The organism is Streptomyces sp. NPDC107471, from assembly GCF_055582845.1.
Genome location: NZ_JBVJPC010000003.1, coordinates 688,321 through 712,408, shown reverse-complemented (window position 1 = coordinate 712,408; position 24,088 = coordinate 688,321). Strand labels below are relative to the sequence as shown.

The 24,088-nt window shown below is 73.6% G+C and carries 26 protein-coding genes and 2 pseudogenes; 11 read left to right on the top strand and 17 right to left on the bottom strand.

The window, feature by feature from the left end; genetic code table 11:
- Nucleotides 1–78 precede the first annotated feature (78 nt).
- On the top strand, nucleotides 79–1,923 hold the full coding sequence (otr(A), locus tag ACZ66S_RS12760) for a tetracycline resistance ribosomal protection protein Otr(A) (RefSeq protein ID WP_469901510.1): 1,845 nt from the start codon (nucleotides 79–81) through the stop codon (nucleotides 1,921–1,923).
- Between the two features lie 182 nt (nucleotides 1,924–2,105).
- Here the strand turns inward: otr(A) and ACZ66S_RS12755 are convergent, their stop codons facing one another.
- Nucleotides 2,106–3,299 carry a cytochrome P450 gene (locus ACZ66S_RS12755; RefSeq protein ID WP_469901509.1) on the bottom strand — a complete coding sequence of 398 codons (1,194 nt, stop codon included), beginning with the start codon at nucleotides 3,297–3,299 and terminating at the stop codon, nucleotides 2,106–2,108.
- Nucleotides 3,300–3,450: 151 nt separating this feature from the next.
- On the opposite strand from ACZ66S_RS12755, the gene ACZ66S_RS12750 reads away from it, so the two are divergent.
- Complete coding sequence (locus ACZ66S_RS12750; protein ID WP_469901508.1) at nucleotides 3,451–4,113, top strand: DUF4230 domain-containing protein; 663 nt, start codon at nucleotides 3,451–3,453, stop codon at nucleotides 4,111–4,113.
- Here the strand turns inward: ACZ66S_RS12750 and ACZ66S_RS12745 are convergent.
- The 6 genes and pseudogenes from ACZ66S_RS12745 to ACZ66S_RS12720 form a co-directional block, all read right to left on the bottom strand.
- A pseudogene (locus ACZ66S_RS12745) lies at nucleotides 4,114–5,875 on the bottom strand (complex I subunit 5 family protein).
- The gene (locus tag ACZ66S_RS12740) at nucleotides 5,875–6,222 is read right to left on the bottom strand and encodes a sodium:proton antiporter (protein ID WP_469901737.1); all 348 of its coding nucleotides are present in this window, start codon (nucleotides 6,220–6,222) and stop codon (nucleotides 5,875–5,877) included. Before ACZ66S_RS12740 ends, ACZ66S_RS12745 begins: the two are co-directional and overlap by 1 nt.
- Nucleotides 6,222–6,962, bottom strand: a complete 741-nt coding sequence (locus ACZ66S_RS12735) for an MnhB domain-containing protein (RefSeq protein ID WP_469901507.1) — start codon at nucleotides 6,960–6,962, stop codon at nucleotides 6,222–6,224. The genes ACZ66S_RS12740 and ACZ66S_RS12735 overlap by 1 nt, the downstream gene beginning before the upstream one ends.
- Nucleotides 6,959–7,219, bottom strand: a complete 261-nt coding sequence (locus ACZ66S_RS12730) for a hydrogenase subunit MbhD domain-containing protein (protein ID WP_037714269.1) — start codon at nucleotides 7,217–7,219, stop codon at nucleotides 6,959–6,961. The genes ACZ66S_RS12735 and ACZ66S_RS12730 overlap by 4 nt, the downstream gene beginning before the upstream one ends.
- Nucleotides 7,212–7,664, bottom strand: a complete 453-nt coding sequence (locus tag ACZ66S_RS12725) for a monovalent cation/H+ antiporter complex subunit F (protein WP_469901506.1) — start codon at nucleotides 7,662–7,664, stop codon at nucleotides 7,212–7,214. Before ACZ66S_RS12725 ends, ACZ66S_RS12730 begins: the two co-directional genes overlap by 8 nt.
- Nucleotides 7,661–7,843 (bottom strand): hypothetical protein, encoded by a 183-nt coding sequence (locus ACZ66S_RS12720; protein ID WP_469901505.1) that lies wholly within the window; start codon nucleotides 7,841–7,843, stop codon nucleotides 7,661–7,663. Before ACZ66S_RS12720 ends, ACZ66S_RS12725 begins: the two co-directional genes overlap by 4 nt.
- A gap of 217 nt (nucleotides 7,844–8,060) precedes the next feature.
- Between ACZ66S_RS12720 and ACZ66S_RS12715 the strand changes: the two genes are divergently transcribed.
- Both ACZ66S_RS12715 and ACZ66S_RS12710 read left to right on the top strand, forming a co-directional pair.
- Nucleotides 8,061–8,609 (top strand): VanZ family protein, encoded by a 549-nt coding sequence (locus tag ACZ66S_RS12715; protein WP_469901504.1) that lies wholly within the window; start codon nucleotides 8,061–8,063, stop codon nucleotides 8,607–8,609.
- Nucleotides 8,610–8,721: 112 nt separating this feature from the next.
- Entirely contained in the window at nucleotides 8,722–9,957 is a 1,236-nt protein-coding gene (locus ACZ66S_RS12710) for an RICIN domain-containing protein (RefSeq protein ID WP_469901503.1), read from the top strand.
- A 9-nt stretch (nucleotides 9,958–9,966) separates the two neighbouring features.
- On the opposite strand, the gene ACZ66S_RS12705 is transcribed toward ACZ66S_RS12710, so the two are convergent.
- The 3 genes from ACZ66S_RS12705 to ACZ66S_RS12695 are packed head-to-tail and all read right to left on the bottom strand — an operon-like array spanning nucleotide 9,967 to nucleotide 12,069.
- Nucleotides 9,967–10,203 carry a hypothetical protein gene (locus tag ACZ66S_RS12705; RefSeq protein WP_469901502.1) on the bottom strand — a complete coding sequence of 79 codons (237 nt, stop codon included), beginning with the start codon at nucleotides 10,201–10,203 and terminating at the stop codon, nucleotides 9,967–9,969.
- A 43-nt stretch (nucleotides 10,204–10,246) separates the two neighbouring features.
- Entirely contained in the window at nucleotides 10,247–11,263 is a 1,017-nt protein-coding gene (locus tag ACZ66S_RS12700; RefSeq protein ID WP_469901736.1) for a DNA topoisomerase IB, read from the bottom strand.
- Nucleotides 11,260–12,069 (bottom strand): SDR family oxidoreductase, encoded by an 810-nt coding sequence (locus ACZ66S_RS12695; RefSeq protein WP_469901501.1) that lies wholly within the window; start codon nucleotides 12,067–12,069, stop codon nucleotides 11,260–11,262. Before ACZ66S_RS12695 ends, ACZ66S_RS12700 begins: the two co-directional genes overlap by 4 nt.
- Nucleotides 12,070–12,248: 179 nt before the next feature.
- Here ACZ66S_RS12695 and ACZ66S_RS12690 point away from each other — a divergent pair, with 179 nt between their 5' ends.
- The 4 genes from ACZ66S_RS12690 (at nucleotide 12,249) to ACZ66S_RS12675 (ending at nucleotide 16,454) form a co-directional block, all read left to right on the top strand.
- Nucleotides 12,249–13,286, top strand: a complete 1,038-nt coding sequence (locus ACZ66S_RS12690; RefSeq protein WP_469901500.1) for a PHP domain-containing protein — start codon at nucleotides 12,249–12,251, stop codon at nucleotides 13,284–13,286.
- 37 nt (nucleotides 13,287–13,323) lie between these two features.
- On the top strand, nucleotides 13,324–13,980 hold the full coding sequence (locus tag ACZ66S_RS12685) for an HAD family hydrolase (RefSeq protein ID WP_469901499.1): 657 nt from the start codon (nucleotides 13,324–13,326) through the stop codon (nucleotides 13,978–13,980).
- A 29-nt stretch (nucleotides 13,981–14,009) separates the two neighbouring features.
- Nucleotides 14,010–15,179: an FUSC family protein gene (locus ACZ66S_RS12680; protein ID WP_469901498.1), complete on the top strand. Its 1,170-nt coding sequence runs from the start codon at nucleotides 14,010–14,012 to the stop codon at nucleotides 15,177–15,179.
- A gap of 315 nt (nucleotides 15,180–15,494) precedes the next feature.
- The gene (locus ACZ66S_RS12675) at nucleotides 15,495–16,454 is read left to right on the top strand and encodes an SDR family NAD(P)-dependent oxidoreductase (RefSeq protein ID WP_469901497.1); all 960 of its coding nucleotides are present in this window, start codon (nucleotides 15,495–15,497) and stop codon (nucleotides 16,452–16,454) included.
- A 113-nt stretch (nucleotides 16,455–16,567) separates the two neighbouring features.
- On the opposite strand, the gene ACZ66S_RS12670 is transcribed toward ACZ66S_RS12675, so the two are convergent.
- Complete coding sequence (locus tag ACZ66S_RS12670; protein ID WP_469901496.1) at nucleotides 16,568–17,224, bottom strand: M15 family metallopeptidase; 657 nt, start codon at nucleotides 17,222–17,224, stop codon at nucleotides 16,568–16,570.
- A gap of 104 nt (nucleotides 17,225–17,328) precedes the next feature.
- Here ACZ66S_RS12670 and ACZ66S_RS12665 point away from each other — a divergent pair, with 104 nt between their 5' ends.
- Nucleotides 17,329–18,357 (top strand): SDR family oxidoreductase, encoded by a 1,029-nt coding sequence (locus ACZ66S_RS12665; protein ID WP_469901495.1) that lies wholly within the window; start codon nucleotides 17,329–17,331, stop codon nucleotides 18,355–18,357.
- An 18-nt stretch (nucleotides 18,358–18,375) separates the two neighbouring features.
- Here ACZ66S_RS12665 and ACZ66S_RS12660 read toward each other — a convergent pair whose 3' ends face one another.
- The 5 genes from ACZ66S_RS12660 to ACZ66S_RS12640 form a co-directional block, all read right to left on the bottom strand.
- Nucleotides 18,376–18,618, bottom strand: coding sequence for a hypothetical protein (locus ACZ66S_RS12660; protein ID WP_469901494.1), 243 nt, complete (start codon nucleotides 18,616–18,618; stop codon nucleotides 18,376–18,378).
- 63 nt (nucleotides 18,619–18,681) lie between these two features.
- A complete protein-coding gene (locus ACZ66S_RS12655; RefSeq protein ID WP_469901493.1) occupies nucleotides 18,682–19,962 on the bottom strand; it encodes an ROK family protein in 1,281 nt (426 codons plus the stop codon).
- Between the two features lie 6 nt (nucleotides 19,963–19,968).
- Nucleotides 19,969–20,961 (bottom strand): phosphotransferase family protein, encoded by a 993-nt coding sequence (locus tag ACZ66S_RS12650; protein ID WP_469901492.1) that lies wholly within the window; start codon nucleotides 20,959–20,961, stop codon nucleotides 19,969–19,971.
- A gap of 16 nt (nucleotides 20,962–20,977) precedes the next feature.
- Complete coding sequence (locus ACZ66S_RS12645; protein WP_469901491.1) at nucleotides 20,978–21,478, bottom strand: ferredoxin reductase domain-containing protein; 501 nt, start codon at nucleotides 21,476–21,478, stop codon at nucleotides 20,978–20,980.
- Nucleotides 21,394–21,813 (bottom strand): hypothetical protein, encoded by a 420-nt coding sequence (locus ACZ66S_RS12640; protein ID WP_469901490.1) that lies wholly within the window; start codon nucleotides 21,811–21,813, stop codon nucleotides 21,394–21,396. Before ACZ66S_RS12640 ends, ACZ66S_RS12645 begins: the two co-directional genes overlap by 85 nt.
- Between ACZ66S_RS12640 and ACZ66S_RS12635 the strand changes: the two are divergent.
- Nucleotides 21,727–22,038, top strand: a pseudogene (locus ACZ66S_RS12635) (helix-turn-helix transcriptional regulator); the annotation flags it as partial. The gene ACZ66S_RS12640 and the pseudogene ACZ66S_RS12635 overlap by 87 nt on opposite strands.
- 60 nt (nucleotides 22,039–22,098) lie before the next feature.
- On the opposite strand, the gene ACZ66S_RS12630 reads toward ACZ66S_RS12635, so the two are convergent.
- Nucleotides 22,099–23,106, bottom strand: a complete 1,008-nt coding sequence (locus ACZ66S_RS12630) for a quinone oxidoreductase family protein (RefSeq protein ID WP_469901489.1) — start codon at nucleotides 23,104–23,106, stop codon at nucleotides 22,099–22,101.
- A 138-nt stretch (nucleotides 23,107–23,244) separates the two neighbouring features.
- On the opposite strand from ACZ66S_RS12630, the gene ACZ66S_RS12625 reads away from it, so the two are divergent.
- The gene (locus tag ACZ66S_RS12625; protein WP_469901488.1) at nucleotides 23,245–23,832 is read left to right on the top strand and encodes a CGNR zinc finger domain-containing protein; all 588 of its coding nucleotides are present in this window, start codon (nucleotides 23,245–23,247) and stop codon (nucleotides 23,830–23,832) included.
- The last annotated feature ends 256 nt before the right edge of the window (nucleotides 23,833–24,088 follow it).

The window sequence follows — 24,088 nt, the reverse complement described above, 5'->3', positions numbered from 1 at the left end:
GGATCACCCGCATGCGCCGACTCCTCGAATCGACCCAGCGCCCCCTTCGGCCCACGGTTCTCGAGGACTCGACCCCGTATGCACACCCTGAACATCGGCATTCTGGCCCACGTCGACGCCGGTAAGACCAGCCTCACCGAGCGGCTGCTGTTCGACCACGGCGCGATCGACCGGCTCGGCAGCGTCGACACCGGCGACACCCGCACGGACGACGGCGCCATCGAGCGGGAGCGCGGCATCACCATCCGCTCCGCCGTTGCCTCCTTCACCGTCGGCGACACCCGGATCAACCTCATCGACACCCCCGGCCACTCGGACTTCGTCGCCGAGGTCGAGCGCGCCCTGGCGGTGCTCGACGGGGCGGTGCTGCTGCTGTCCGCCGTGGAGGGCGTCCAGGCACAGACCCGGGTCCTGATGCGGACCCTGCGCGGACTGCGGCTGCCCACGCTGATCTTCGTCAACAAGATCGACCGGGCCGGTGCCCGGGACGCGGGCCTGCTGGCGGACATCCGGCGCCGGCTCACGCCGTGCGTCGCCCCGCTCACGGAGGTGTCGGGCCTCGGCACGCCCGGTGCCGGGGTGGCCGCCCTGCCGGAGGACGGCGACCTGGCCGAGGCCCTTGCCGAGGTCGACCCGGGCGTCCTGGCCGCGCTCGTGGACGGCCCCGGGCCCACCACGGACGACCTGCGCGAGGCCCTGGCCGCCCGCACCGCCGACGGCTCCTTCCACCCGGTGTTCTTCGGCTCCGCCCTCGGCGGCCAGGGCGTGGCCCACCTGGTCGAGGGCATGGTCCGGCTGATCCCGGCCGGCCCCGCGCCCCGGGAGGGCGCACCGCGCGGCACGGTGTTCGCCGTACGGCCCGCCCCGGGCGGTGAGCGCACCGCTTATCTGCGGCTTTACGAGGGTGAGGTGACGGAGCGTCAGCGGCTGATGTTCGTCCGGCGGGAGGCCGACGGCGCGACGAGCCGGATCCGCGGTCGGGTGACCCACCTGAGCGGACCCCTCACCGCCGGGACCCTCGCGGCGCTCACGTTCTCCTCCGGCCTGCGCGTCGGTGACCGTCTCGGCGAACTCACCGACCGGGCGCCGCAGTTCGCGCCCCCGACCCTGGAGACCCTGGTCACCGCCCGCGACCCCGGGCAGGCGGCCGGACTGCGCTCGGCCCTGCTGGCCCTGGCCGACCAGGACCCCCTGATCCACGCGCGTCCCGCGGCCGACGGCGCCACCGCGCTGCTCCTGTACGGCGAGGTCCAGATGGAGGTGCTGGCGGCGACCCTGGCCCAGGACTTCGGCGTCGAGGCGGACTTCGCGCCGGGCCGGGTGCGGTGTCTGGAGCGTCCGCGCGGCACGGGCGAGGCCGACGAGGAGAACCCGTGGCATCTCGGCACCCGTTACTGGGCGACGGTCGGCCTGCGGGTCGAGCCCGGTGAGCGCGGCTGCGGCGGGGTCTTCGCCTACGAGACCGAACTGGGCGCGCTGCCCCGGGCGTTCCACCAGGCCGTCGAGGAGAGCGTGCACACGGGCATGCGGACCGGTCTGACCGGCGCGACCGTGACGGACTACCGGGTCACCCTCGTGCGCTCCGGTTTCGTGGCACCGCTCAGCGCCGCCGGCGACTTCCGCGGCCTCACGCCGGTCGTGCTGCGCCGGGCCCTGGAGCGGGCGGGAACCCGGCTGTTCGAGCCCTACCACGCGTTCGAGGTGGAGGTGCCGCTGGACGCGCTGGCTGCGGTCACCGGTCGACTCGCCGCCGCCGGAGCCGAGTTCACGGGCACGACGGGCGGGACCACGGCATGGGTGATCACCGGGGAGCTCCCGGCCCGGCGGGTGCGGGAGATCGAACTGCGGCTGCCCGGGCTCACCCACGGCGAGGGGGTGTGGTGGTCCAGGCCCTCGGGCGACCGCGAACTCAAGCCGCACTAGGCCCTGTCCTCACATTCCCGCCGTCCGTCCGAAGGGCGGGCCTGGCGGTGTCTGGTGCGTGCGATCGCAAGGCGCCGGAGCGCCCTCGTGGCGGAGCCACTTGGGCGGTTCGGCAACGCGGCGAGCGTGCGTGCCAGACACCGCCAGGCAGGCGGGAATGTGGCGACAGGGCCTGGGGGTGCTCACCAGGACACCGGCAGCCGCCGCGGCCCCCGGGTCATCCGCCCCTCCCGCCACTCGATCGTCTCCGGGGTGAAGTCGGCCCGCAGACCGGGGAACCGGACCGCCAGCCGGTGCAGGGCCAGACCCAGCTCCAGGCGGGCCAGCCACGCGCCCAGGCAGTGGTGAGGGCCGGCGCCGAAGACCACGCTCGGGGTGGTCAGCGGGGCGAACAGGTCCGTCTCCTCCGGCCGCGGGAAGACGTCCGGGTCCCGGTTGGCCGCGTTGGTCTGGACGGCGACCACGGCCCCGGCCGGAATCGTCACCCCGCCGACCTCGGCGTCCGCGACGGCCCGGCGGATCAGCCCGGGCAGCACCCTGCCCTCGCTCAACGGGATCGTGCGCAGCAACTGCTCGACGGCGGTCTCGGCCGCCTCCTGGCTCTCGGCGAGACCCGGCCAAGCCCGCCGTCCGTCGGTGAGGAGGTGGACGACGATGTTGCCGAGGGCGGTCATGGTCGTCTCGTGTCCGGCGACCACCAGGCCGAGGACCAGGACGACCAGGCGCGGCTCCTCGATCCCGAGGCCGTCGCCCGCGGCGACCAGGGCGCTGACCAGGTCGTCGCCCGGGTCCTTGCGCCGCTCGGCGACCAGTTCCGCGCAGAAGCGGCCGAACTCCCGCATCGCCGCGCCGACCTCCTCGGCGGTGTGCGCGCCGCCGGACAGGGCGTGGTCGGCCCAGTCGTGGATGCGCTCCCAGTCGGCGTGTGCGAGACCCATGAGCCGGGAGATCACCGAGACCGGCAGCCGGCGGGTGAACCCCTCGACGATGTCGGCGGGCTGCGGCTGCCGGGCCAGGTCGTCGAGGAGCGACTCCACCACGGAGGCGGTCCAGGGCCGCCAGCGGGCGATCGCGCGCGGGGTGAAGGCCCGCTGCACGGTGCCCCGCAGCAGTCGGTGGGACGGGCCGTCCTGGTTGAGGAGGCCGTCCGGGGAGTCCAGCAGGTTCGGCACCAGGAGCAGCGGCGGGGCGTCCTCGGCGTGCAGCGACCTCCGGTCGAAGCGGGGGTCCATGAGCACCTGGCGCACGTCGGCGTAGCGGGTGACGAGCCAGACCGGGGTGCCGGTGGCCAGGGTGGTGAGGCGGGGCGGGCCGTTCTCCGGCAGGGGGACGCGGTGCATGGGACGAGGGGTCCGGGACGTGCTGTCCGTGCTCATCCAGGTCTCCCGACACGCCGGCGGGCAGGGCTCTCCACGCTAGTGCGCCGCTCATGCCCGCGTCTGTGTCGCAATTGGCCAACAAGACGGTCCGGCAGGGCTTTTGGGGGTCATCCGTGGGCATCCGTGCAGTAGGAAGGAGGGCCGTCGCATGACGACTCCCATCAGGCGCGTGTCCAGGCGCATGCCGGGCTGGGCGAAGGTACTCACCGCTGTCGTGGTGGTGCTCGTGGTGTTCTTCGCCGGTATCCGGTTCAGTGTGATCCCCGGCCTCAAGGACCTGTTCGGCACGGAGACCCACGACCGCTCGGGTCCCGCACTCCTGGAGTCCATCCAGGACATCAGCCGTTACGACGCGGCCTCCGGCAATTTCCAGGTCGTCGTGGACCTGGAGAAGGACACGAAGTTCCTGCCCGACGCGATCCGCGGCTCCCGCACCCTGTACGTCGGGGCGGGCGCCGTCGACGCCTACGTGGACCTCGGCAAGGTCGCCAAGAACGACGTGACGGTCAACGAGGACCGCACGGCCGCCACCCTGCACCTCCCGCACGCCCAGCTCGGCAAGGCCACGCTGGACGCCGACCGCTCCTACGCGGTCTCCAAGCAGCGCGGTCTGCTCGACCGGCTCGGCGACTTCTTCTCCGACAACCCCAACAGCGAGCAGGCGGTGCAGAAGCTCGCGGTGCGGCACATCACCGAGGCCGCCAAGGAGAGCGAGCTGACCAAGCGGGCCGAGACCAACACCACCAACATGCTCAAGGGCCTGCTGAACTCCCTCGGCTTCAAGAAGGTCGAGGTCACCTACGGCACCTGATCAGCCGCCGAGCATGCCCGGCAGGGTGAGGGCGCCGAGCACGGTGGTGCCGACCAGCACCCACGCCACGTAGTCGCCGACGTGCCCGGACTGCAGGCGCCGCAGGGGCAGCGCCGCGTCCGGTGCCGCGAACGCCGTCGGACGGGTGACGGCGAGGAGGGCGAGGACCCCGGCCAGCAGGGTCGAGAGCAGGCCCAGCAGGACGCCGGCCGGGGTCCAGTGGACGGAGGTGAACACACCGGCGGACCCGGTCTGGTTCACCGAGCGCGCGACCACCTTCGCGAAACCGGGGGCCACGCCCACGGCGACGGCCCCGGCGAGCAGCACGGCGGGCACCGCGGTCATGGTGTCCGGGATCCGGCTGAGCCGGTGCCGGGTCTCGGGCCGCTCGCCGGAACCGGTCGTCTCGTAGCCGGACCCCGCCTCCGGCCTGGGGCCCAGGCCCCAGAACACCCGGGCGGCGACCCGCAGGACGGCCGCCGCGGTGACGGCGCTCGCCGCCACGTAGAGCACGGTGAGCGGCCCGCCCACGGCCTCCTCGGTGACGGACTTGCCGAGGGCCGTGCCGAAGGGTGGCAGACCGGCGAGACCGAGCGCCCCGAGGACGAAGAGCACGGCCACCCCGTTGAGCTCGCGGGCCCTGCCGTGCAGGGCGTGCTCGTCGACGCTGCCGTAGCGGTCGAGGAGGATGCCGGTGCAGGCGAACAGGGCAGCCTTCACCCCGGCGTGGCCGAGGACGTACAGGGCGATCCCGTCGTCGGCCTCGGGCTTCAGGACGCCGATGCCGATGAGGAAGAGCCCGGTGTGGGCGACCGTGGAGTAGGCCAGCAGCCGTTTGATGTGCCGCTGGTACCAGCACATCACCGCGCCGATCACGGCCGTCAGCGCGCCCAGCGCCACGAGGGCCCGCTCGAACTCCGGGGCGGGGACGCCGCCGGGCCCGGAGAAGACCGTGCCGTAGACGCGCCAGACGCCGAAGGTGCCGAGTTCGACCATGACGCCCGACAGCAGCATGCACACGGGGGTGGGGGCCACGGCGTGCGCGTCGGGCAGCCAGAAGTGGAAGGGGACGGCGGCCCCCTTGACCAGCAGCGCGGTCATGACCAGGACGAACGCGGCGAGGACCAGGGCGTCCGGCCGCCCGTGCGCGTCCAGTCCCCGCCCGATCGCGTGCATCCCCAGCTCACCGGTGCGCGCGTACAGCAGCCCGATGCCCATGAGCATGGCGTAGGCGCCGAGCGAGGTGACGACGGCGAAGGTCAGCGCGCCCTGCACGGCTCTGGCCTCCTCGACCCGGTGGCCGGTGAGGGCGTAGGCCACGACGCTCATCAGCTCGAACCACACGAACGCGTTGAACAGGTCGCCGGCGATCGAGAACCCGCACATGCCGCCCTGGAACAGCAGCAGGAGCGCGGGGAAGGACCCCGGCGTGACCGCTGGGTGGTTCGTCGAAGTAGTGCCAGGAGTACGCCAGTGCCGCCAGGGTGAGCAGCGAGGCGAGCGCGGCCATGCCGAGTCCGGGGCCGTCGCCGATCAGGACGATGCCGACGCTGTGCCCCGCCACGGGGGTCCAGCCGCCGGACCACTCCAGGAAGGGCGGGGAGGAGTGCAGCAGGAGGACGAGGGCGAGGGCGGCGGTGCCCGCGGAGACCGCGCAGCCGAGGGTCTCGGCGACGGGCCGGGGAACCAGTCGGCCGCCGGCGACGAGCAGGGCGGCTCCGAGCAGCGGTACGGCCACCAGCAGGGGCAGCGAGGCGTCCATCAGCCGCGCAGCTCGGAGAGTTCGTCGGGGTCGACGGTGCCGTGCCGTTTGGAGATCTGCACGACGAGGGCGAGCAGCAGGGCGGTGACGGTGGCTCCGACGACGACGTCGGTCAGGGTCAGGGCCTGCACGACCGGGTCGACGACCGGGCGGGAGCCGGGCTTGAGGTCGGAGAAGACGGGGGCGGTGCCGCCGTCGCGGTAGCCGACGGCCAGCAGCAGCACATAGGTGCCGGCCTGGCACACGGAGAGGCAGCCCACGGCGTGGATCAGGTTGCGGCTGGTGGCGAGGCCGTAGCAGCCGGCCAGGAAGACCCACCCGGCGATCAGATAGGGAAAGACCTCCATCACTTCCCGTCCCCCTCCTCGATCTCGACGGTCTGGTCCAGGAAGCGGGCGAGCAGGACGACGACCGCGCAGGCCACCTCCATGCCGACGGCCGCGTTCAGCAGGGGCACGGTGCCGCCGGAGGACATCGTGTCGAAGGTGCCGTACGGCAGCACGGTGTTGGCGAGGAAGGCGGAGCCGCCGATCAGCCCGGCCAGGCCGGTGATCACGTAGGCGGAGGTCGCGATCGCGTCGCCGGTCTCGTACAGGCCGACCGGTCTGACGCGTTCCAGGGCGCGGTAGTCGGCGCCCAGGTAGAGCAGGTGCAGGGAGGTGGCGGCGACGACTCCGCCCTGGAAGCCGCCGCCGGGGCTGAGCTGTCCGTGGGCGATGACGTAGAGGCCGGTGAGCAGGGCGACGGGGAGGACCAGGAGGGCGTACCCGCGGACCGGGCGGGCCACCTTGCCGGGGCCGGGGCGGTCGCGGTGCTCGTCGTGGGTCTGGCGCAGCAGGATCACACAGCCGATGACCGCCGCGAACAGGATGGTCATCTCGCCGAGGGTGTCGAAGGCGCGCTGGTCGAAGTTGACGGAGGCGATGACGTTGGCGGTGCGCCGCGCCAGGGAGGCGTGGACGGCCCGGTCGCCGTAGGGATGGGATTCGCCGCCGAAGGCGGGCAGGTCCAGGGCGGCGGCCACGAACAGCGCGGCCAGGCCCGCGCCGCCCACCGCCACGAGCCACAGCCGGGCGCGCCGGCTCACCGGCGGTGCCCTTCCTTCTTTCCGCGCCGCCTGACCTTGTGGACGGCGAGCAGGAGCAGCAGCGGGGTGAGGGCGGAGCCCACGGCCAGTTGCGAGAGGGCGACGTCGGGGGCCTGGAGCACGGTGAACAGGACCGCGAGGACCACACCGAGCACGGACAGGACAAGGGCCTGGCGGACGGGGTCACGGACGGCCACCGCCGCGGTCGCGGAGAGGGCGACCAGGAGCAGCGCGACGACGATCACCGCGTCAGCCACCGCGGACCTCCGGGAATCCGCCGGCCAGGGCGCGCGAGGCGACGATGTTCCCTCCGATCAGCAGGACGCCGACGACCAGGAGTTTGGCCGTCGCCCGGCTCGGTCCGGCGGCCACGCACAGCGCGGGCACGACGACCGCGCCGACGGCGGCTCCCGCGTACGTCAGTCCCCAGGCGCCCGGCGGGTCGTCGGCCAGTTCGTCGGCGAGCAGCCGGGCGAAGACGAGGGTGCCGACCGGGCCCAGCAGGGCGAGGACCAGGGCGAGGTCGACGTAGGAGGGACGGTCGTAGCCCTGGGAGAGCAGCAGGAGGGCGAGGCAGGCGAAGGCGGTGCACAGGTTCTGCGCGACGACCCGGCGCCGGAGCGGCCCGGTGGCGACGCCCCACACGGTGGCGCCCACTCCCCCGCCGAGGACGAGGGCCGCCGCGAGGATCCAGCCGTTCACCGTCCGGTCACCGCCCGCCGGCCGGCCCGGGCGGCGAGCGCGCCGAGGCAGGCGACGCCGGCGCCGACGGCGAGTTCCAGGGTGTCCACGGTGCTGATGAGGACGAGCCAGAGCACGGCGAGCGCGGCCCACCAGCCGAGGAGTTCGGCCGTGGCGAGGAGTGCCGTACGCCCTCGCATGCACCACCTCCTCGTCGCCGCGCCCCGGGGGACGTCCGCCCCGCGCCATCCAAACACCGCCCCGGGGGCGTGCGGTGGCGACGCGCGCGGTACCCAGCCCCCAGTGCCCCGAGCGTACGAAGGGAAACCGGAGTCCGGTCGGGGTGCGGCGGCATCCTCGGACCGATCAGGGGTAATCGCCTTACGACACAGGGAAGTTGAAGAGCGGAGGAATGTAATGGCCTGGGCGCCCTCACGTTCGCGAGCGGGGTCGGACACCGGCACCCCCAAGACCGAGCGCGCGGCGAAACCCGCCCGCCCCCGGCGGGATCCGCTCTCACTGGTCGTCCGCTTCGTGGCGATGGTGTTCGCCTTCGCGTTCATGGTGGCGTTCGCCGTCGTGCTGGCCAGGCTGACGCTCGAACCCTCGCCCGCGTCGGTCGATCTGACCCACACCAACCTGCATCCCGGCGCCTCGCTGAAGGCCTATCTGGACCAGCCGGAGATGCGGGACGCGGTCAAGCAGATCGGCGGGAACATCCTGCTGGGCGTGCCGTTCGGCATCCTGGTCCCGATCATTGCCCCGAAGACGCGCGGGATGCTGCGGATCGTGCTGCTGACGGCCGTCGTGATGCTGCTGGTGGAGTTCGCGCAGGGCGCGCTGGTGGAGGGCCGGGCCTTCGACATCGACGACGTCATCCTCAACACCTCCGGCGCCCTGATCGGCTATCTGCTGCTGGGGCGGCGGCTGAGCCGGGCGGTGCACAAGCCGGCGAAGAAGGCGTAGGCGATCCGACGCCCGCTCAAGTTCTGGTCTGTACCAAAGTATTGACGCCCACTTAACTCACTTCTTAAATCAAGAGGCGACACCTTCACCCCCCACTCCCGAAGGATGAGCCGTGGCCGCCTCACGCCTGCTGCGCGGATGTCTCCTCACCGCGCTGTCCGCCGTACTGATCGCCTCCGGTACCGCCCAGGCGGACCCGCCCGCCGCACCCACCGCTGCCGCCGCCGCGGCGGCGGTGACCTTCTCCGACACCTTCGACGGGCCCGCCGGAGCCGCGGTCGACTCCTCGAAGTGGCAGATCGAGACCGGCGACAACGTCAACAACCACGAGCGGCAGTACTACACGTCGGGCAACAAGAACGCCGCGCTCGACGGCCAGGGCCACCTGGTCATCACCGCGCGCAAGGAGAACCCGGCGAACTACCAGTGCTGGTACGGCACCTGCCAGTACACCTCGGCGCGGCTCAACACCTCGGGCAGGTTCACCGCCCAGTACGGACACGTCGAGGCCCGTATGAAGATCCCGCGCGGACAGGGCATGTGGCCGGCGTTCTGGATGCTCGGCACCCCGGTCAACTGGCCCGACTCGGGTGAGATCGACATCATGGAGAACGTCGGCTTCGAGCCCTCGACCGTGCACGGCACCATCCACGGCCCCGGCTACTCCGGCTCGGGCGGCATAGGCGCCGGCTACTCCCTGCCGAACGGCCAGGCCTTCGCGGACGCCTTCCACACCTTCGCCGTCGACTGGGCGCCCGACTCCATCACCTGGTCCGTGGACGGCAACGTCTACCAGCGGCGCACCCCCGCCGACCTGGGCGGCCGCACCTGGGTCTTCAACAAGCCGTTCTTCCTGATCCTCAACCTCGCGGTCGGCGGCTACTGGCCCGGCGACCCGGACGGCTCCACGGCCTTCCCGCAGCAGCTCGTCGTGGACCACGTCTCGGTCACCACGGGTGACACGGCCACCGGGGCGGCGATCCGGGGCCTGGCGGGCAAGTGCGCGGACGTGGCCGGGGCGAATTCCGCGAACGGGACCGCCGTACAGCTCTACGACTGCAACGGCACCGCTGCCCAGCAGTGGACCGTCGGCTCCGACGGCACCGTCCGCGCGCTCGGCAAGTGCCTGGACGCCACCGGCGGCGGCACCGCGGACGGCACGCCGATACAGCTCTACGACTGCAACGGCTCCGGCGCCCAGCGATGGACCGTCACGGGCGCCCGCGACATCGTCAACCAGCAGGCCGACAAGTGCCTCGACGTGACCGGCAACAACTCGGCCAACGGCACCCGGCTCCAGTTGTGGACCTGCACGGGCGCCGCCAACCAGAAGTGGACGGTCGGCTGAGCCGGTCGGTCAGTGCCGGGTCCAGGTGAACTTGTCGCCACCCACCCAGCGCACCACGTCGGGATCGTCCAGGTCGTGGACGATGATGCCGAAGGCGGCGGCCGCCTCCAGCACGTCGGTCACCGCTCTCGCCTCGCCGACCACCTCCCCGTCGATCTCCACGATGCGGAACGGGGGCGTGGTCGGCTGGACCCCGAGCACGATGATCCGCGGCTTGCCGATGTGCGGGCTCGCGATTTCGGTCATGGAACGAGCGTAGAACGCATCCCGCCTCGGGGAGAGGCGGGCGTCACCCGCCCAGCAGGTCGAGGACCGCGGCCTCCACCGCCCCCTGGGTGGCCGGCCGCCCGAAGTCCCCGTGCTCGCCCAGCCGGGTGAGCGCCGGGGCGACGGTCCTGCCCTGCTCGAACAGCTCGAAGACCCGCGGGTCGATGTACGAGGCCCGGCACACCGCGGGCGTGTTGCCCAGGTAGTGGCTGACCTCCCGCACCGTCCGGGCGATCTGCCGGCGCCGGGCCGTCTCGGTGGCCCGGCCGTCCTCGGCGGTCACCGCGAGGGCGACGGCGGCCAGGACCGTGGCGTGCCAGGTGCGGAAGTCCTTGGCCGTCACGTCGGTGCCGGACAGCCTCCGCAGCGCCTCGTTCAGGTCGGCGCCGTGCAGGTCGTGCCAGGCGCCCCCCTCCCAGAACGCCAGCAGCCGGTCCCCGCCCCGCCTGCGCCGCTTGAGCGCGCGTACGACGGTCAGGGCGTCCTCGTCCACCAAAGCGCGGACCAGCTCGATGCCGCCCTTGGCCGGGTAGGCGAAGGTGAGCTCCTCGCGACCGCAGGTGACGTGCTCGCGGAGCATGGTCGTCAGGCCGTAGGTCTCCATCCGGGCGGTGTGCCGGTCGCTGCCGATCCGGAAGAAGCCGAGGTCGAGCAGGCGCACCGCGCAGGCCGTGACCCGGGTGCGGCTCAGACCCCGGCCCGCGAGGTCCTCGGCGACCCGCTCGCGCAGCGCCGGCAGCGCCCGGGCCACCTCCCGCACATGCGTGTGCTTGGCCTGGTCCTGCCGCTCGCTGAACCGCTCGTGGTACAGGTACTGGCGCCGTCCCGCGTCGTCGGTGCCCACGGCCTGGAGGTGGCCGTTGGCCCCGGGGCAGATCCACACCTCGCGCCAGGCGGGCGGGACGGTCAGGGCGCGGACGCGGGCCAGTGCGTCCGGGTCGGTGACCGGCCGGCCCTCGGCGTCCAGGTAGCGGAAGCCCCGGCCACAGCGGACGCGGGTGAAGCCGGGGCGGTCGCGGGAACTGGTCCGCAGTCTCAAGGGCGCCGCCACTCGTCGTCCTCCAGGTGCGAGCCGGCCTGCGGCCCCATCCTCAGCATCCCGCCGTCGACGCTCCAGGACGCGCCGGTGACGTACGTGGCCTCGGGACCGGCCAGGAAGGCGATCACCGCGGCGACCTCGCGGGCGTCACCCGGGCGGCCCAGCGGCACACCGGGGCGCTCCTCGGTGTGGACGTCGGTGTCCTCCTGGCCCGTCATCGGGGTGGCGATCTCGCCGGGCGCCACCGCGTTGACGGTGATGCCGTGCTCGGCCAGCTCCAGAGCCATGACCTGGGTGAGCAGTCCCAGACCGCCCTTGGCCGCGCAGTAGGGGGCCGCGCCGACCCGGGGCTGGTGCTCGTGGACGGAGGTCACGTTGACGATCCGTCCGCCGTCGCCCTGCCGGACCATGTGCCGGGCGGCCCGCTGCCCGCACAGGAAGGGGCCGACCAGATCGACTTCCAGGACCTCGCGGACGGTCTCGAGCTCCAGGTCCAGGAAGGGCGTCATGGTGCCGGTGCCCGCGTTGTTGACCAGGACGTCCAACCGCCCGAGCCGGTCGCACAGTTCGTCGACGGTGCCGGCGGCGACGGGCAGCCGGGTCAGGTCCATCTGGGCCACGGCCGCGCGCCGGCCGAGGGCGCGGACCTCCTCGGCGGTCTCCTCCGCGCCCTTGAGGTCGCTGTGCCAGGTGATGCCGATGTCCATCCCCGCCCGGGCCAGCCGGACGGCGGTGGCCCGGCCGATGCCGGAGTCGGCGCCGGTGATCACGGCCACCTTGCTGCGGGGTGCGGTCGGGGCGGACATGTCGGCCTCCTCGGGACGGGGGTGTCGTCAGGGCTGACGAGGCAGCCGCCGGGCGTTCCGGGTGCCGGATCCGGGGGACGTCCGACGAGGCATCGCAGTACCCGGCGGCGAACCCGACAAACCGCTCGCCCGTCGTGCGTCCCCTGTGAGCGTGGGGAACTCTGGAGGTGGAGGTGGCCATGGATCCCGTCGAGGCCCTGGAACGGATCGCCTTCCTGCTGGAGCGGTCCCTGGCGCCGACGTACCGCGTCCGTGCCTTCCGCACGGCGGCCCGGGTGCTCAACGGGCTGCCCGCGGACGAGGTGCGCGAGCGCGCGGACGCCGGTTCGCTGGAGTCGCTCAAGGGCGTCGGCCCGAAGACGGCCCAAGTGGTGCGCGAGGCGCTGGCCGGAGGCGTGCCCGGCTACCTGGAGAAGCTGGAGGCGGAGTCCGGCGCGCCCCGGGGGCGGGGTGGCGACAGGCTGCGGGCGCTGCTGCGCGGTGACTGCCATCTGCACTCCGACTGGTCGGACGGCGGCAGCCCGATCGAGGAGATGGGCCGCACCGCGGCGGAGCTCGGCCACGAGTGGGCGGTGCTGACCGACCACTCGCCGCGGCTGACCGTCGCCCGCGGACTGTCCCCGGAGCGGCTGCGGGAGCAGTTGGACGTGGTGGCCGACCTGAACGCGACCTGGGCGCCCTTCCGGCTGCTCACCGGCATCGAGTGCGACATCCTCGACGACGGCTCGCTGGACCAGGAACCCGAACTCCTGGACCGCCTGGACGTCGTGGTCGTGTCCGTGCACTCCAAGCTGCGCATGGACGCCCGCTCGATGACCCGGCGCATGGTGGCCGCCGTGCGGAACCCGCACGCGAACGTCCTCGGGCACTGCACGGGACGGCTGGTGACCGGGCGGGGGCGGCCCGAGTCGGAGTTCGACGCGGACGAGGTGTTCGCCGCGTGCGCCGAGTCGGGCACGGCGGTGGAGATCAACAGCCGCCCGGAGCGCCTCGACCCGCCGCGCCGGCTGCTGCGCCGGGCGGTCGAGGCGGGCGTGCTGTTCTCGATCGACACCGACGCGCACGCCCCCGGCCAGCTCGACTGGCAGATCCTCGGCTGCGAGCGGGCGGAGGCGTGCGGGGTGCCCGCGGAGCGGGTCGTGACCACCTGGAGCCTCGACGACCTGCTGGCCTGGTCCCGGGAGGGCCGGGTACCGGCCCGAGTGGCGGGCGCCTGACGTGGTACCCGAGCGCCCCGACAGAAGAGGAGCATTCATGGAACGGGCGGCAGTGTTCGACGTCGACGGCACCCTGGTCGACACCAACCACCTGCATGTGACGACCTGGTGGGAAGCGCTGCGGCAGGCGGGCCACCAGGTGCCGATGCACGCCGTCCACCGGGCCATCGGGCTCGGCTCCGACGACCTGGTCGCACACCTCCTCGGCGAGGACCGCGACAAGGACCAGGACGCCGAGCTCAGCGCCGCCCACAAGGCCCTCTACGGGCAGTACTTCGACCGGCTGCCCGCCCTGCGGGACGCGGGCCGGCTGCTGCGGCACCTGGACCACGAGGGCTGGCGGGTGGTGCTCGCCACCTCGGCGGGCGGGGCGGAACTGTCCGCGCTGCGCCGGGCGATCTCCGCCGACGACGCGATCATGGCCACCGCCAGCGCCGACGACGTCGAGGAGGGCAAGCCCGCCCCCGAGCCCGTCGAGCACGCCCTGGAGCTGGCCGGGGTGCCCGCCGAGCGCGCGGTCCTCGTCGGCGACACCGTCTGGGACATGCAGGCCGGCACCCGGGCGGGGGTGCGCTGCGTCGGCGTCCTGTGCGGCGGCATCCCCCGCGCCGACCTGGAGGAGGCGGGCGCGCAGGCCGTCTACGACGATCCGGCCCACCTCCTGGCGTCCCTGGCGGACAGTCCCCTGGCATGACGTGCCCGACGGCACGGAACCCACAGCACATGACTGGTGTGACACAAGCCCTTCGCCGACAGCCCCGCCCGACGCACGCCCTGCGGCAGGAGGCCGGTGCCGTGGGCCGGGCGGCCCGTGCCGCCTGCCGTGGGCCGGGGCGGGAGCGCGACCTGCTTGTGCAGTCGCTCAAGGCCTCCGCCGCCGCGATCCTCGCCTGGCTGGTGGCGGGCGTGTGGATGGGCGATCCGATGGCCCTGATGGCGCCCTGGGTGGCGGTGGTGCTGATGCAGGCCACGGTGTACAGCTCGCTGATGCAGGCCGTGCGGCAGCTCGCGGCGATCTGCTGCGGGACCGTGCTGGCGTCGGTGGCCCTGGCCGTCACCGGGAGCACGCTGGGCGCGGTGGCCCTGTCCGTGCCGCTGCTGGTGCTCCTCGCGAACTGGCCGCGCTTCGGCGACCAGGGGATCTACGGCGCCACCACCGCGCTGTTCACCCTCTCCACCAGCGCCGCCGGGGTGTCCGCCGTGGGCCACCGGGTGGGACAGGCCGCGCTCGGCGCGGTCATCGGTCTCGCCGTGAACGCCTTCGTGTTCCCGCCGATCCATCTGCGGGACGTTCGGGAGAACCTCGCGGCGCTGGCCCGGGAGGCGGGCGACACCCTGCACACCGTCGCCGGTGACCTGCGGGACGGTACGTGGGACGCCCAGGGCTGGTCGCACGCCTCGTCCCGCCTGGAGCGCCGGCTGGAGGCGCTGCGGTCCGCCCGCGCCTGGAGCCGGGAGAGCCTGCGGCTGACCGCCACCCCCCTGCGGGCCGTACGGCGGCCTCCCGCGGCGCTGCCGCCGGAGTGGGAGGACGAGCGCTGGAGCCGGGTCACCGGGCACATCCGCGCGCTCACCCGGACGCTGGCCGTGGCCGCGGACGAGGACCGGGCCCCCGCCCCGCCCGCCGGTCCGGCCCTGGGCGCGTACGCCGACCTGCTGCAGCTCATCGGCGACGCCTGCCGCGCGGAGGGCGACCGGCTGCTCGAAACCGACGGGGAGGCACGGCCGGACGAGCACGCCGAGGCGGCCATGCGGGAACTGCGAGGTCAGCTCCAGGAGGGGCTGCGGGAGCACGCCGGGCAGGGGGCCGAGGGCACGACGGTGCTGGGGACCCTGCTGCTGCAGGCCGAGAACCTGTGGAGCGAGACCGTTCCGACCGGTCGGCACGGGTGACGGAGCTCACCCGGGATCATCCCGTACGGAGGAACACCGAAGGGTCGTTGCCCGTTGAACAGACCGTGGGTACGGATGGGACAGTGTCCCCGGGCCTCACCTTTTGCCCACAGGGACGATCGTTCGGCTGAAGCCCTGTGGAGCCTTTCGCCGAGAGGCGACCGCCATCCGTGCCCACCACCTGACCGCCCCGACCGTGATTCCCCCGTCCGGTCGGGGCTTCCTCATGTCCGGGCCCGGCGCGATGTCCGGGCCCGGCGCGCCGGACGGGCCGCGTTTGACTTCGAGAGCACTCCAATTCGTAGCGTTCCGGTCATGAGCACTGCACAGCACAAGATCGGTTCGGGGTTCGGCGCCCAGAGCACCGCCGACGATGTCCTCGCCGGCGTCGACCTGTCCGGCAAGCTCGCGATCGTCACGGGCGGCTACTCGGGGCTCGGTCTGGAGACCACCCGGGCGCTCGCCAAGGCCGGCGCCCGGGTCGTCGTCCCGGCCCGGCGTCCCGACACCGCCTGGAAGGCGCTCGCCGGCCTCGGCGATGTCGAACTGGACGAGCTCGACCTCGGCGACCTGGACAGCGTCCGCGCCTTCGCCGAGCGGTTCCTCGACTCGGGCCGCACGGTCGACTTCGTCATCGACAGCGCCGGGATCATGGCATGCCCGGAGACCCGGGTCGGACCGGGCTGGGAGGCGCAGTTCGCCACCAACCACCTCGGGCACTTCGCCCTGGTCAACCGGCTGTGGCCGGCCATCGAGCCGGGCGGCGCCCGGGTGGTCTCGGTGTCCTCGCGCGCCCACCACTTCTCCGGCATGCGCTGGGACGACGTCCACTGGCGGACGGGCTACGACAAGTGGCAGGCGTACGGCCAGGCCAAGACGGCGAACGTCCTGTTCGCCGTGCACCTCGACAAGCTGGGCGCCGACCGCGGGGTGCGGGCCTTCGCGCTCCACCCGGGCGGCATCCTCACCCCGTTGCAGCGCCACCTCCCCAAGGCGGAGATGGTGGAGCGCGGCTGGATCGACGAGCAGGGCAACGCCCTGAACCCCTCGGGTTTCAAGAGCCCCGAGCAGGGCGCGGCCACGCAGGTGTGGGCGGCGACCTCGCCCCAGCTCGCGGGGATGGGCGGCGTCTACCTGGAGGACTGCGACATCGCCGAGCCCGCCGTCGACGGCGACCAGAGCGGCGGCGTCCGGGCCTGGGCCACCGACCCGGAGCAGGCGGCCCGGCTGTGGACCCTGTCGGCGGAGCTCACGGGCGTGAACGCGTTCGCCTGAGCCGGGGTCCGGCAGCCGGCGGATTCCTCAGAGACCGGCCGCGTGCTTAGGCCCGTACAGCGCGGGTTCCTCAGAGACCGGCAGCCTCCTTCGGCCCGTACAGCGCGGGCTCCTCAGAGACCGGCCGCCTGCTTCGGCCCGTACAGCGCGGCGGGCGCCCCGGTTTCCAGCGCCCAGTAGCGGTCGCCGTAGGACCAGTGCCACCACTCGGTCGGGTAGTTGACCAGGCCGGCCGCGGTCAGCGCCGCGCCCAGCACGGCCCGGTTGGCCTTCGCCTCCTCGGTGATGTTGGCGGCGCCCGTGTAGCAGGCGCCGTAGCTCTCCTCGGGGTTGGCGTTCATCGCGGTGCCCAGATCGAGTTCGCGGCCGTCGGTGTCGGCGAGGGTGAGGTCGACGGCCGCGCCGGCGCTGTGCGGGGCTATCTCGGGCGGGGAGACATAGCGGCTGGCCGCGGTCCGGATCCGGTCGGCGGCCCAGTCGGGGTGGGCGGCGCGGAGTTCTTCCGCGTACTCCTCGAAGTAGTGCCGCTGGAGGGCGGGCGGCCGGTATCCCTCCACGAACAGCAGGAGCAGTCCGTCGGGCAGCAGGGCCTGTGCCCGCAGCAGCCGGTCGAGGACACCCCGGCGCAGGAAGATCTCGGCGCCCAGGGAGTCCTCCTCCTTGCGGTCGTCGACGAGAAGGTGGTCGCGGACGTCCACGAGGGGCTCGCCGTTCTCCTCGACGGGGACGGCGGCGACTCGGGCGTCGGACATCAGGATGATCTCGCTCATGGGGTGATCATCTCGCGGTCGCGGAGCGTGCCGGGCGTCGCGTGCATCGCCGGAGGCCGGGTACTCGGGCGGTTCCCCGCCCCAGCGGCCCGAAGGAGCCGAAGGTGAGCACTTCAACCGGCAGCAGGATCGTGGTCACGGGCGCCACCGGCAACGTGGGAACCAGCGTGGTGCGCCTTCTCTCGGAGGATCCGGAGGTCGGCTCCGTACGGGGCCTGGCCCGGCGGATCCCGGACTGGTCGCCCGCGCGGACGGAGTGGTCCGCGGTCGACCTGTCCTCGCAACGGACGGATCTGGCGGAGGAGTTCGCGGGCGCCGACGCCGTGATCCACCTCGCCTGGGCGTTCCAGCCGACGCACGACCCGGCGGTGACCTGGCGCACCAACGTACTCGGCTCGATCCGGGTGTTCGAGGCGGTGGCGGCGGCGAAGGTGCCGACGCTGGTCCACGCCTCGTCCGTGGGCGCCTACTCCCCCGGCCCCAAGGAGCACGCGGTGGACGAGTCGTGGCCGACGCACGGCTGGCCGGACGCCGCGTACTGCCGGGAGAAGGCTTACCTGGAGCGGACCCTGGACACGTTCGAACGCGACCACCCCGCCGTCCGGGTCGTCCGGATGCGCCCTGCGTTCCTGTTCAAGCGGGAGTCGGCCAGCGAGCAGCGCCGCATCTTCGGCGGCCGGTTCCTGCCCGGCCAGCTCGCCCGGCCCGACCTGCTGCCCTTCCTGCCCGACATCCCCGGCCTGCGGGTGCAGGCGCTGCACACCGACGACGCCGCCAAGGCCTACGCCCTGGCGGTGCGCTCGGACGTGCGGGGCGCCTTCAACCTGGCGGGCGAACCGCCGGTCGACGCGGAACTGCTGGGCGAGATGCTCGGCGCCCGCCCGGTGCGGCTGCCGCGCACCGCGGCCCGCTCGGCGATCGCGGCCGCGTGGGGCCTGCATCTGCTGCCCGCGTCCCCGCATCTGTTCGACGCGGTGCTGCGGCTGCCCCTGATGGACTGCACGCGTGCGCGTACGGAGCTGGGCTGGTACCCGGAACACACCGCGACCGAGGTCCTGGAGGAGTTCCTGCGCGGGATGCAGCAGGGCGCGGGGGCGCGCACGGAGCCGATGAAGGGCCGCAAGGTGGGCTGACCCGGCGCCCCGCGCGGATCAGCCGGAGGACTCCTCGGCTTCCGGGTGCTCGGGGTGCACGGTGTCCGAGCGCGGCGCCCCCTGCCGGCCGGTCCCCGCCTCGTCGGTGTCGGGGACGTCCTCCGGCTCGTCGGTGCCGGTCTCCCCGTCCGGGACGGTGGCGACCTCCCAGGGGTCCTCGCCCTCGCCCGCCTGCTGGTCCGGCAGGTCCCGCGGGACGGGGTCACCGTTCTCGCCCGGGCCTTCGTTGCGGTGGTCCACGGTGTTCTCCCTTCTTCGGTGCACGGCGGGAGCGCGAGTACCTCCGCGCAGGTCGGCGAAACGTCAGTGCGGGGCGCGCTCCTCCAGGGCGGTCCGCCACGCCGGTGCCGGTCCCTCGGGTGCGGGCTCGGGGCGCCGGCCGCCGCGGGCGAAGAAGTCGGCGAGCGGGAGGATGGCCGCGCCGACGGTGACCGCGTCGGGTCCGAGGCGCCCGAGGTCGACGGTGACCTTCTCGGCCGGGTACCGCAGCGCGTACGCCGTCGCGTGGCGCCGTACGGCGGGCAGGAACCGCTCGCCGAGCTGGAGCCCGGCCCAGCCGCCCACGACGATCCGCTCGGGCTGGAACAGGTTGATCAGGTCGGACAGGCCGGCGCCCAGGTACTCGGCGGTCTCCTCCAGGACGGCGAGCGCCACGGGGTCGCCCGGGGTGCCGTCGGCCGGGTGGGCGGCGCCGAGCATCTCGGCCAGCGCGCTCTCCTCGTCGGCGCCCTCGGACGGCCGGCCGCCCGCCTCCCGCCAGCGCTCCAGCAGCGACTCGGCGCCCGCGTAGGCCTCCAGGCAGCCCAGGGCACCGCAGCGGCAGCGGCGCCCCCTGACCCGTACGGTCAGATGCCCCCATTCGACCGCCCGGCCGTGCTCCACCTCGGGGGTCACCAGGCAGGCTCCGACGCCGGAGCCGAAGAGCACGACGACGGCGCTGCGGGCTCCGCGTCCGCCGCCGAACCACATCTCGGCCTGGCCGAGGGTCTTGGCGCCGTTGTCGATGAAGTACCGGACGCTGCCGGGCAGCGGGGAGCCGGTGCGCAGCAGGGCCTCCAGCGGGACGGCGTCCCAGCCGATGGTCTGTCCGTGCACGACGGCCCCCCTCTCGGGGGTGTGCGCGACGATGCCGGGCACGCCGATGCCCACGCCGAGCAGCGCCTCGGGCTCGATCGCGGCGGCGGAGAGCACTTCGGCGATGCCGTCGCGGATGTGCCCGACGATGGCCTCGACGTCGTAGCCCGGCTGGGTCAACGGCCTTTCGGCGCGGACGAGTTCGGTGAGGGTGAGGTCGAACAGCTCGACGCGGACCCGGGTCTCGCCGACGTCGACGCCGATCATGTGGCCGCTGTCCGGGGCGACCCTCAGCAGGGTGCGGGGGCGTCCGCCGTCGGAGTCGACGCTGCCGGCCTCCTCCAGCAGGCCGTCGGCCACGAGGTCGGCGACGACGTTGCTGACCGAGCCGGAGCTGAGCCCGGTGACGGGGCCGAGCTCGAAGCGGCTGAGGGGTCCGTCGAAGTAGAGGCGCTGCAGTACGGCCGTGCGGTTGGCGCGTCTGAGGTCGCGTACGGTGCGCTTGTTCAAGGGTGTTCAGGCTCCCGTGACCCTGGCGAGGGCCTCGATCTCGTCGAGGGCGGCGACGAGTTCGGGTGCCACCGCCGACTGGACCCAGCGTTCCTTCTCGTCGTCGACCGCCCGGGGGACGGTCTCCGTCAGCATGATCAGGTAGAGGTAGGCGCGGTAGAGGGCCAGGCGGACCCGGGCCGGGACGTCGAACTCGGCCCGGCCGCCCGCCTCCCGGTAGCCCGTGAGGAACGCCTCGTCCTTCTTGATGTCCCCGAGCAGTGCCAGGGAGACGAAGTCGGCGAGGGGGTCGCCCCAGAACATCCGCTCCCCGTCGACGAGCCCGCCGATGCGCGGCTCCCCGTCGGCGGGTCGGTGCACCAGGATGTTCCCGTCCCACAGGTCGAAGTGGACCAGGGCGGGGACCGTGACCTCGTCGAGTGCGGGGCAGCCGGCCCGCAGGGTGCTGTCCACCTGTTCGACGGAGCGGGGCAGCCGCGCCCCGTAGTCCCGGGCGTCGGCCAGGACGGCCTCGGTCATGGTGGTGAACGCGGTCCGCCAGTCGGCGGCGAGCGGGCCGAGTGCGTGGGAGGGGTAACCGAAGCCCGGCCCGGTCACCGTGTGCAGCCGGGCCACCTGCCGGCCCAGTTCCCTGCGCAGCGGGGCGCGTTCGGCCTCGGTGAGCGAGCCGTCCCAGGGTTCTCCGGGACAGGCGGTCATCAGCAGGTGCGGTACGCCGGCGCGGCCGCCGACGGTCACCACGTGCGGTGCGGCCACCTCGACCGTGGCGGCCGCGCGGTAGAACTCCGCCTCGGAGACGAGGAGTTCGCGTTCGTGGCGCAGGCCGGGGACGGTGGACGCGGGCGGGACCTTGAGGACGTACCGGGTGCCGTCGGTGAGCAGGAGCTCCTCGACGGTGTTGTACGTGCCGCCGGTCAGGGGCCGGACACGGGCGAGCCGGCCGGGGTCGAGGCCCGCGTGCTCCAGCACCTGCCGCGCCCACTCCCAGGAGTCCACCAAGGTCCCGCCCCTTCTCTCACCCCGTGGCGTACACGTCCTCGATGTAACGCCCGTCCCGCACCAGCCCGTCGAGCCACCGCTCGGCGGCCGACTCGTCGGCGTCGGGCGTGTGTTCCCGGAACAGGGTACGGAACGCGTCCCGCACGCCGGGAGCCATCCGTGATCCGTCCCCGCACACGTAGACACGGCCACCGGCCCGCAGAAGTTCCCAGATCTCCGCGCCGTCGGCGGCGAGAAGGTGCTGCACGTAGCCGCTGGCGGTGACGGTGCTGAAGGCCGGGCGCAGCCATACGGCCCTTACGGCGTCGGCGGCGTGCAGGAAGTCGGCGTCCGGGGCGCGGCAGCCGAAGTGGCAGAGGGCGGCCGGGAGTTCCTCACCCCGGCCCAGGGCGGCCACGCGGTCGGCGGCGGCCCCGCGGAACGCCGCCGAGATCAGCACGGCCGGGCGGGTGTGGTCGACGCGGAACGCGTCCCGGCAGGGCCGGATCCGGGCGAGGACCGTGTCGCCGGGCTGCACGCCGGCGAGGTGTCCGGAGCCGGTCCCGCGGCAGGTGCCGAGGCCCGTACGGGCGGGGTCCCCACCAAGGAGACCATGAGATCGATGTGCCCGGGGTCCGTCCGCGGCGACGAGGACACCGAGTAGGGGCGCGGGGGCAGCAGGTCGAGCAGGGCGGGCCAGTCGAGTGCGCCGCGCAGCGCGGGGTGCGTCTCGAAGAGCTCGACGAGGGTGCGCGGGTCGTCGGTCAGTCCGGCCAGCCGGTCCCGGAGCTGACGGCGGACCCGGTGAGCGACACGGTCGACGAGACGCCCTCGCTGCTGGTGATGCTCCGCGTGGAGGGCGAACGGCAGCACTCCCCCACCGCTCCCGCCCCGGCCACGCCCGTCGAGGCCCGCATCCTGGCCCTGCTCGCCGGCGGCTCGACCACGTCCCGGACCGCCCAGGAGACAGGCCTCACGACAGACGGCGTCACCTACCACCTGCGCCGCCCGTCGACCCGATGGAACGCGAGCAACCGAACGGAACTGGTGGCACGGGCCCATGCGCTCGGGGTACAGGCGACGGGCGTCTGGCCACCGGCGGTCCCGCCCGTGCAGGAGACCGGAGTGCCCCGGCAGCTCGCGCCCGGAGCGGACGACTCATACGTCGGACCCGTCCCCCACCGACAGCACGATCTTGCCCCGGTTGTCGCGTCGTTCCAGCCGCTCGTGCGCGGCGCGGGCCTCCTCCAGGGGTACGACCGTCTCGATCGGTACGCGGTAGGCGCCGGCGGCGACCCGTTCGGAGAGTTCTCGCAGGTCGGGGCGCGGGTCCCAGCCGTTCAGGTGGAGGTTGGTGAGCTGGAAGCCGAGGATCGAGGCGTTCTTGGGATAGAAGTCGCGGGTGTCGACGGTGCTGGGCGCCAAGGCCACGTTGGCCAGGGCGACGACCCGGCCGCCGTGCCCCACCTCGCGCAGGCTGCGCCCGAAGGCGGGCCCTCCGACGGTGTCCAGGACGACGTCAGCACCGCGTCCGTCGGTCAGCCGCAGCACCTCCTCGACCTCGGCGTCGTCGGGGTGGGCGGAGGTGTCGAGGGTCACGTCGGCGCCGAACTCCCCCGCCCAGGCGGCCTTCTCGGCCGAACCGGCCAGGGCGAGGACCCGCGCCCCCGCCTCGGCGGCGATCTGCACGGCCGCCGTGCCCACCCCGCTCGCCGCGGCCTTCACCACCACGGTGTCGTCCTTGGTGACACGGGCGAGGTGGCGCAGGCAGTACCAGGCGCTGAGCCAGGCGACCGGCAGCGTGGCGGCCCGGGCGAGGTCCACCCCGTCGGGGAGCACGACCACATGGGTGGCGGGCACCGTGGCCAACTCCGCGTAGAAACCGGAGGACTTGCCGCCGTCCAGGGCCATGACCCGCTGTCCCGGCGCGACACCGGTCACCCCCTCCCCCACCTCGACGACGACACCCGCCGCCTCCACGCCCGGGATCAGCGGCGGCCGTCCGGCCCGGTGGTAGAGGCCCGCGCGGAGCAGGGCGTCCGCCCGGTTCACCCCGGCCGCGCCGATCCGCACGAGCACCTCCCCGGGCCCCGGCACCGGGTCGGGGACGTCGAGGGGCACCAGGACCTCCGGTCCGCCGAAGCTGTCGATCCGCACCGCACGCATACCGCACCTGCTCCCTGCCCGGTCACCCGAGCCACTGACACCGGTTGAAGTGGTGTCACCTTCCGACACCGCCTCAACCGGTGTCAAGTGATCGACCGACTTGAGCGACACCGTATGAACCGGTGTACTCTCGAGGCCATGACCGGCAGCCCCGCCCCCGCCGACCCGGCCCTCGCGTTCCCGTTCGTCGGCGGCCGCCCCTGTCTGGACTTCGCCGCCACCCTCGGCAAACGGCACGCCACCCCGCTGGAGCGGCTCCCCGACACCGCCGCGCTCGCGCGCTGGTTCACGGAGGCCGAGCTGGACACCGGCGAGGGCCCGGTGCGGGTCACCGCGCGGGATCTGACGCAGGCCCGCCTCCTGCGCGAGGCCGTGTACTCCCTGGTCCGCGCCACGATGGCCGGACGGGAACCGGACCCGTCCGACGTGGAGCGGGTCAACGCGGCCGCCGCCCAGCCGGACCTCGCCCCCCAGCTCGGCCCGGACCGCTGGACGGCGCGCAGTCCGGCCCGCGCGGCCCTGGCGACGGTCGCGCGGGACGCCGTACTCCTGGTGCGAGGGCCGCTCCTGGCACGGGTCAAGGAGTGCGAGAACCCGGGCTGTTCCCTGCTGTTCCTCGACGACTCACAGGCCCGCCGCCGCCGTTGGTGCTCGATGGACCGCTGCGGCAACCTCGCGAAGATCGCCGGTTACCGGTCCCGCAGCCGGGCCGCCACCACTCGGTGACGGTGGACCGGGACGGCGGGACGGCGTCGATCCCTTCGCCCGCGTCCACGCGACCAGCCGCAGGCAGGTAGTCGGCACCCGCCGCGTCGTCGGCGCCGGGCCGCTTCCAGGCCGACCGGATGATCGGTGGCGCCGGGGTCCCCGCCGGGTTCGACCGTCCGCAGTGGGTAGGCGGTCCGGTCGAGGGCCGTCACGACGGAGTGAGCGGGTGCCCGGCTCGCCACCGCGCCAGGAGGGTTGAGCGGGGTCAGGATGG

Coding starts and splice junctions, on each gene's coding strand:
- ACZ66S_RS12705 (WP_469901502.1), bottom strand. CDS start 10,203: ATGACCGAAATCGCGAGCCCGCACATCGGCAAGCCGCGGATCATCGTG.
- ACZ66S_RS12720 (WP_469901505.1), bottom strand. CDS start 7,843: ATGCGAGGGCGTACGGCACTCCTCGCCACGGCCGAACTCCTCGGCTGG.
- ACZ66S_RS12715 (WP_469901504.1), top strand. CDS start 8,061: ATGGCCTGGGCGCCCTCACGTTCGCGAGCGGGGTCGGACACCGGCACC.
- ACZ66S_RS12675 (WP_469901497.1), top strand. CDS start 15,495: ATGAGCACTGCACAGCACAAGATCGGTTCGGGGTTCGGCGCCCAGAGC.
- ACZ66S_RS12670 (WP_469901496.1), bottom strand. CDS start 17,224: ATGAGCGAGATCATCCTGATGTCCGACGCCCGAGTCGCCGCCGTCCCC.
- ACZ66S_RS12750 (WP_469901508.1), top strand. CDS start 3,451: ATGACGACTCCCATCAGGCGCGTGTCCAGGCGCATGCCGGGCTGGGCG.
- ACZ66S_RS12690 (WP_469901500.1), top strand. CDS start 12,249: ATGGATCCCGTCGAGGCCCTGGAACGGATCGCCTTCCTGCTGGAGCGG.
- ACZ66S_RS12685 (WP_469901499.1), top strand. CDS start 13,324: ATGGAACGGGCGGCAGTGTTCGACGTCGACGGCACCCTGGTCGACACC.
- ACZ66S_RS12695 (WP_469901501.1), bottom strand. CDS start 12,069: ATGTCCGCCCCGACCGCACCCCGCAGCAAGGTGGCCGTGATCACCGGC.
- ACZ66S_RS12680 (WP_469901498.1), top strand. CDS start 14,010: ATGACTGGTGTGACACAAGCCCTTCGCCGACAGCCCCGCCCGACGCAC.
- ACZ66S_RS12630 (WP_469901489.1), bottom strand. CDS start 23,106: ATGCGTGCGGTGCGGATCGACAGCTTCGGCGGACCGGAGGTCCTGGTG.
- ACZ66S_RS12740 (WP_469901737.1), bottom strand. CDS start 6,222: ATGGAGGTCTTTCCCTATCTGATCGCCGGGTGGGTCTTCCTGGCCGGC.
- ACZ66S_RS12755 (WP_469901509.1), bottom strand. CDS start 3,299: ATGAGCACGGACAGCACGTCCCGGACCCCTCGTCCCATGCACCGCGTC.
- ACZ66S_RS12625 (WP_469901488.1), top strand. CDS start 23,245: ATGACCGGCAGCCCCGCCCCCGCCGACCCGGCCCTCGCGTTCCCGTTC.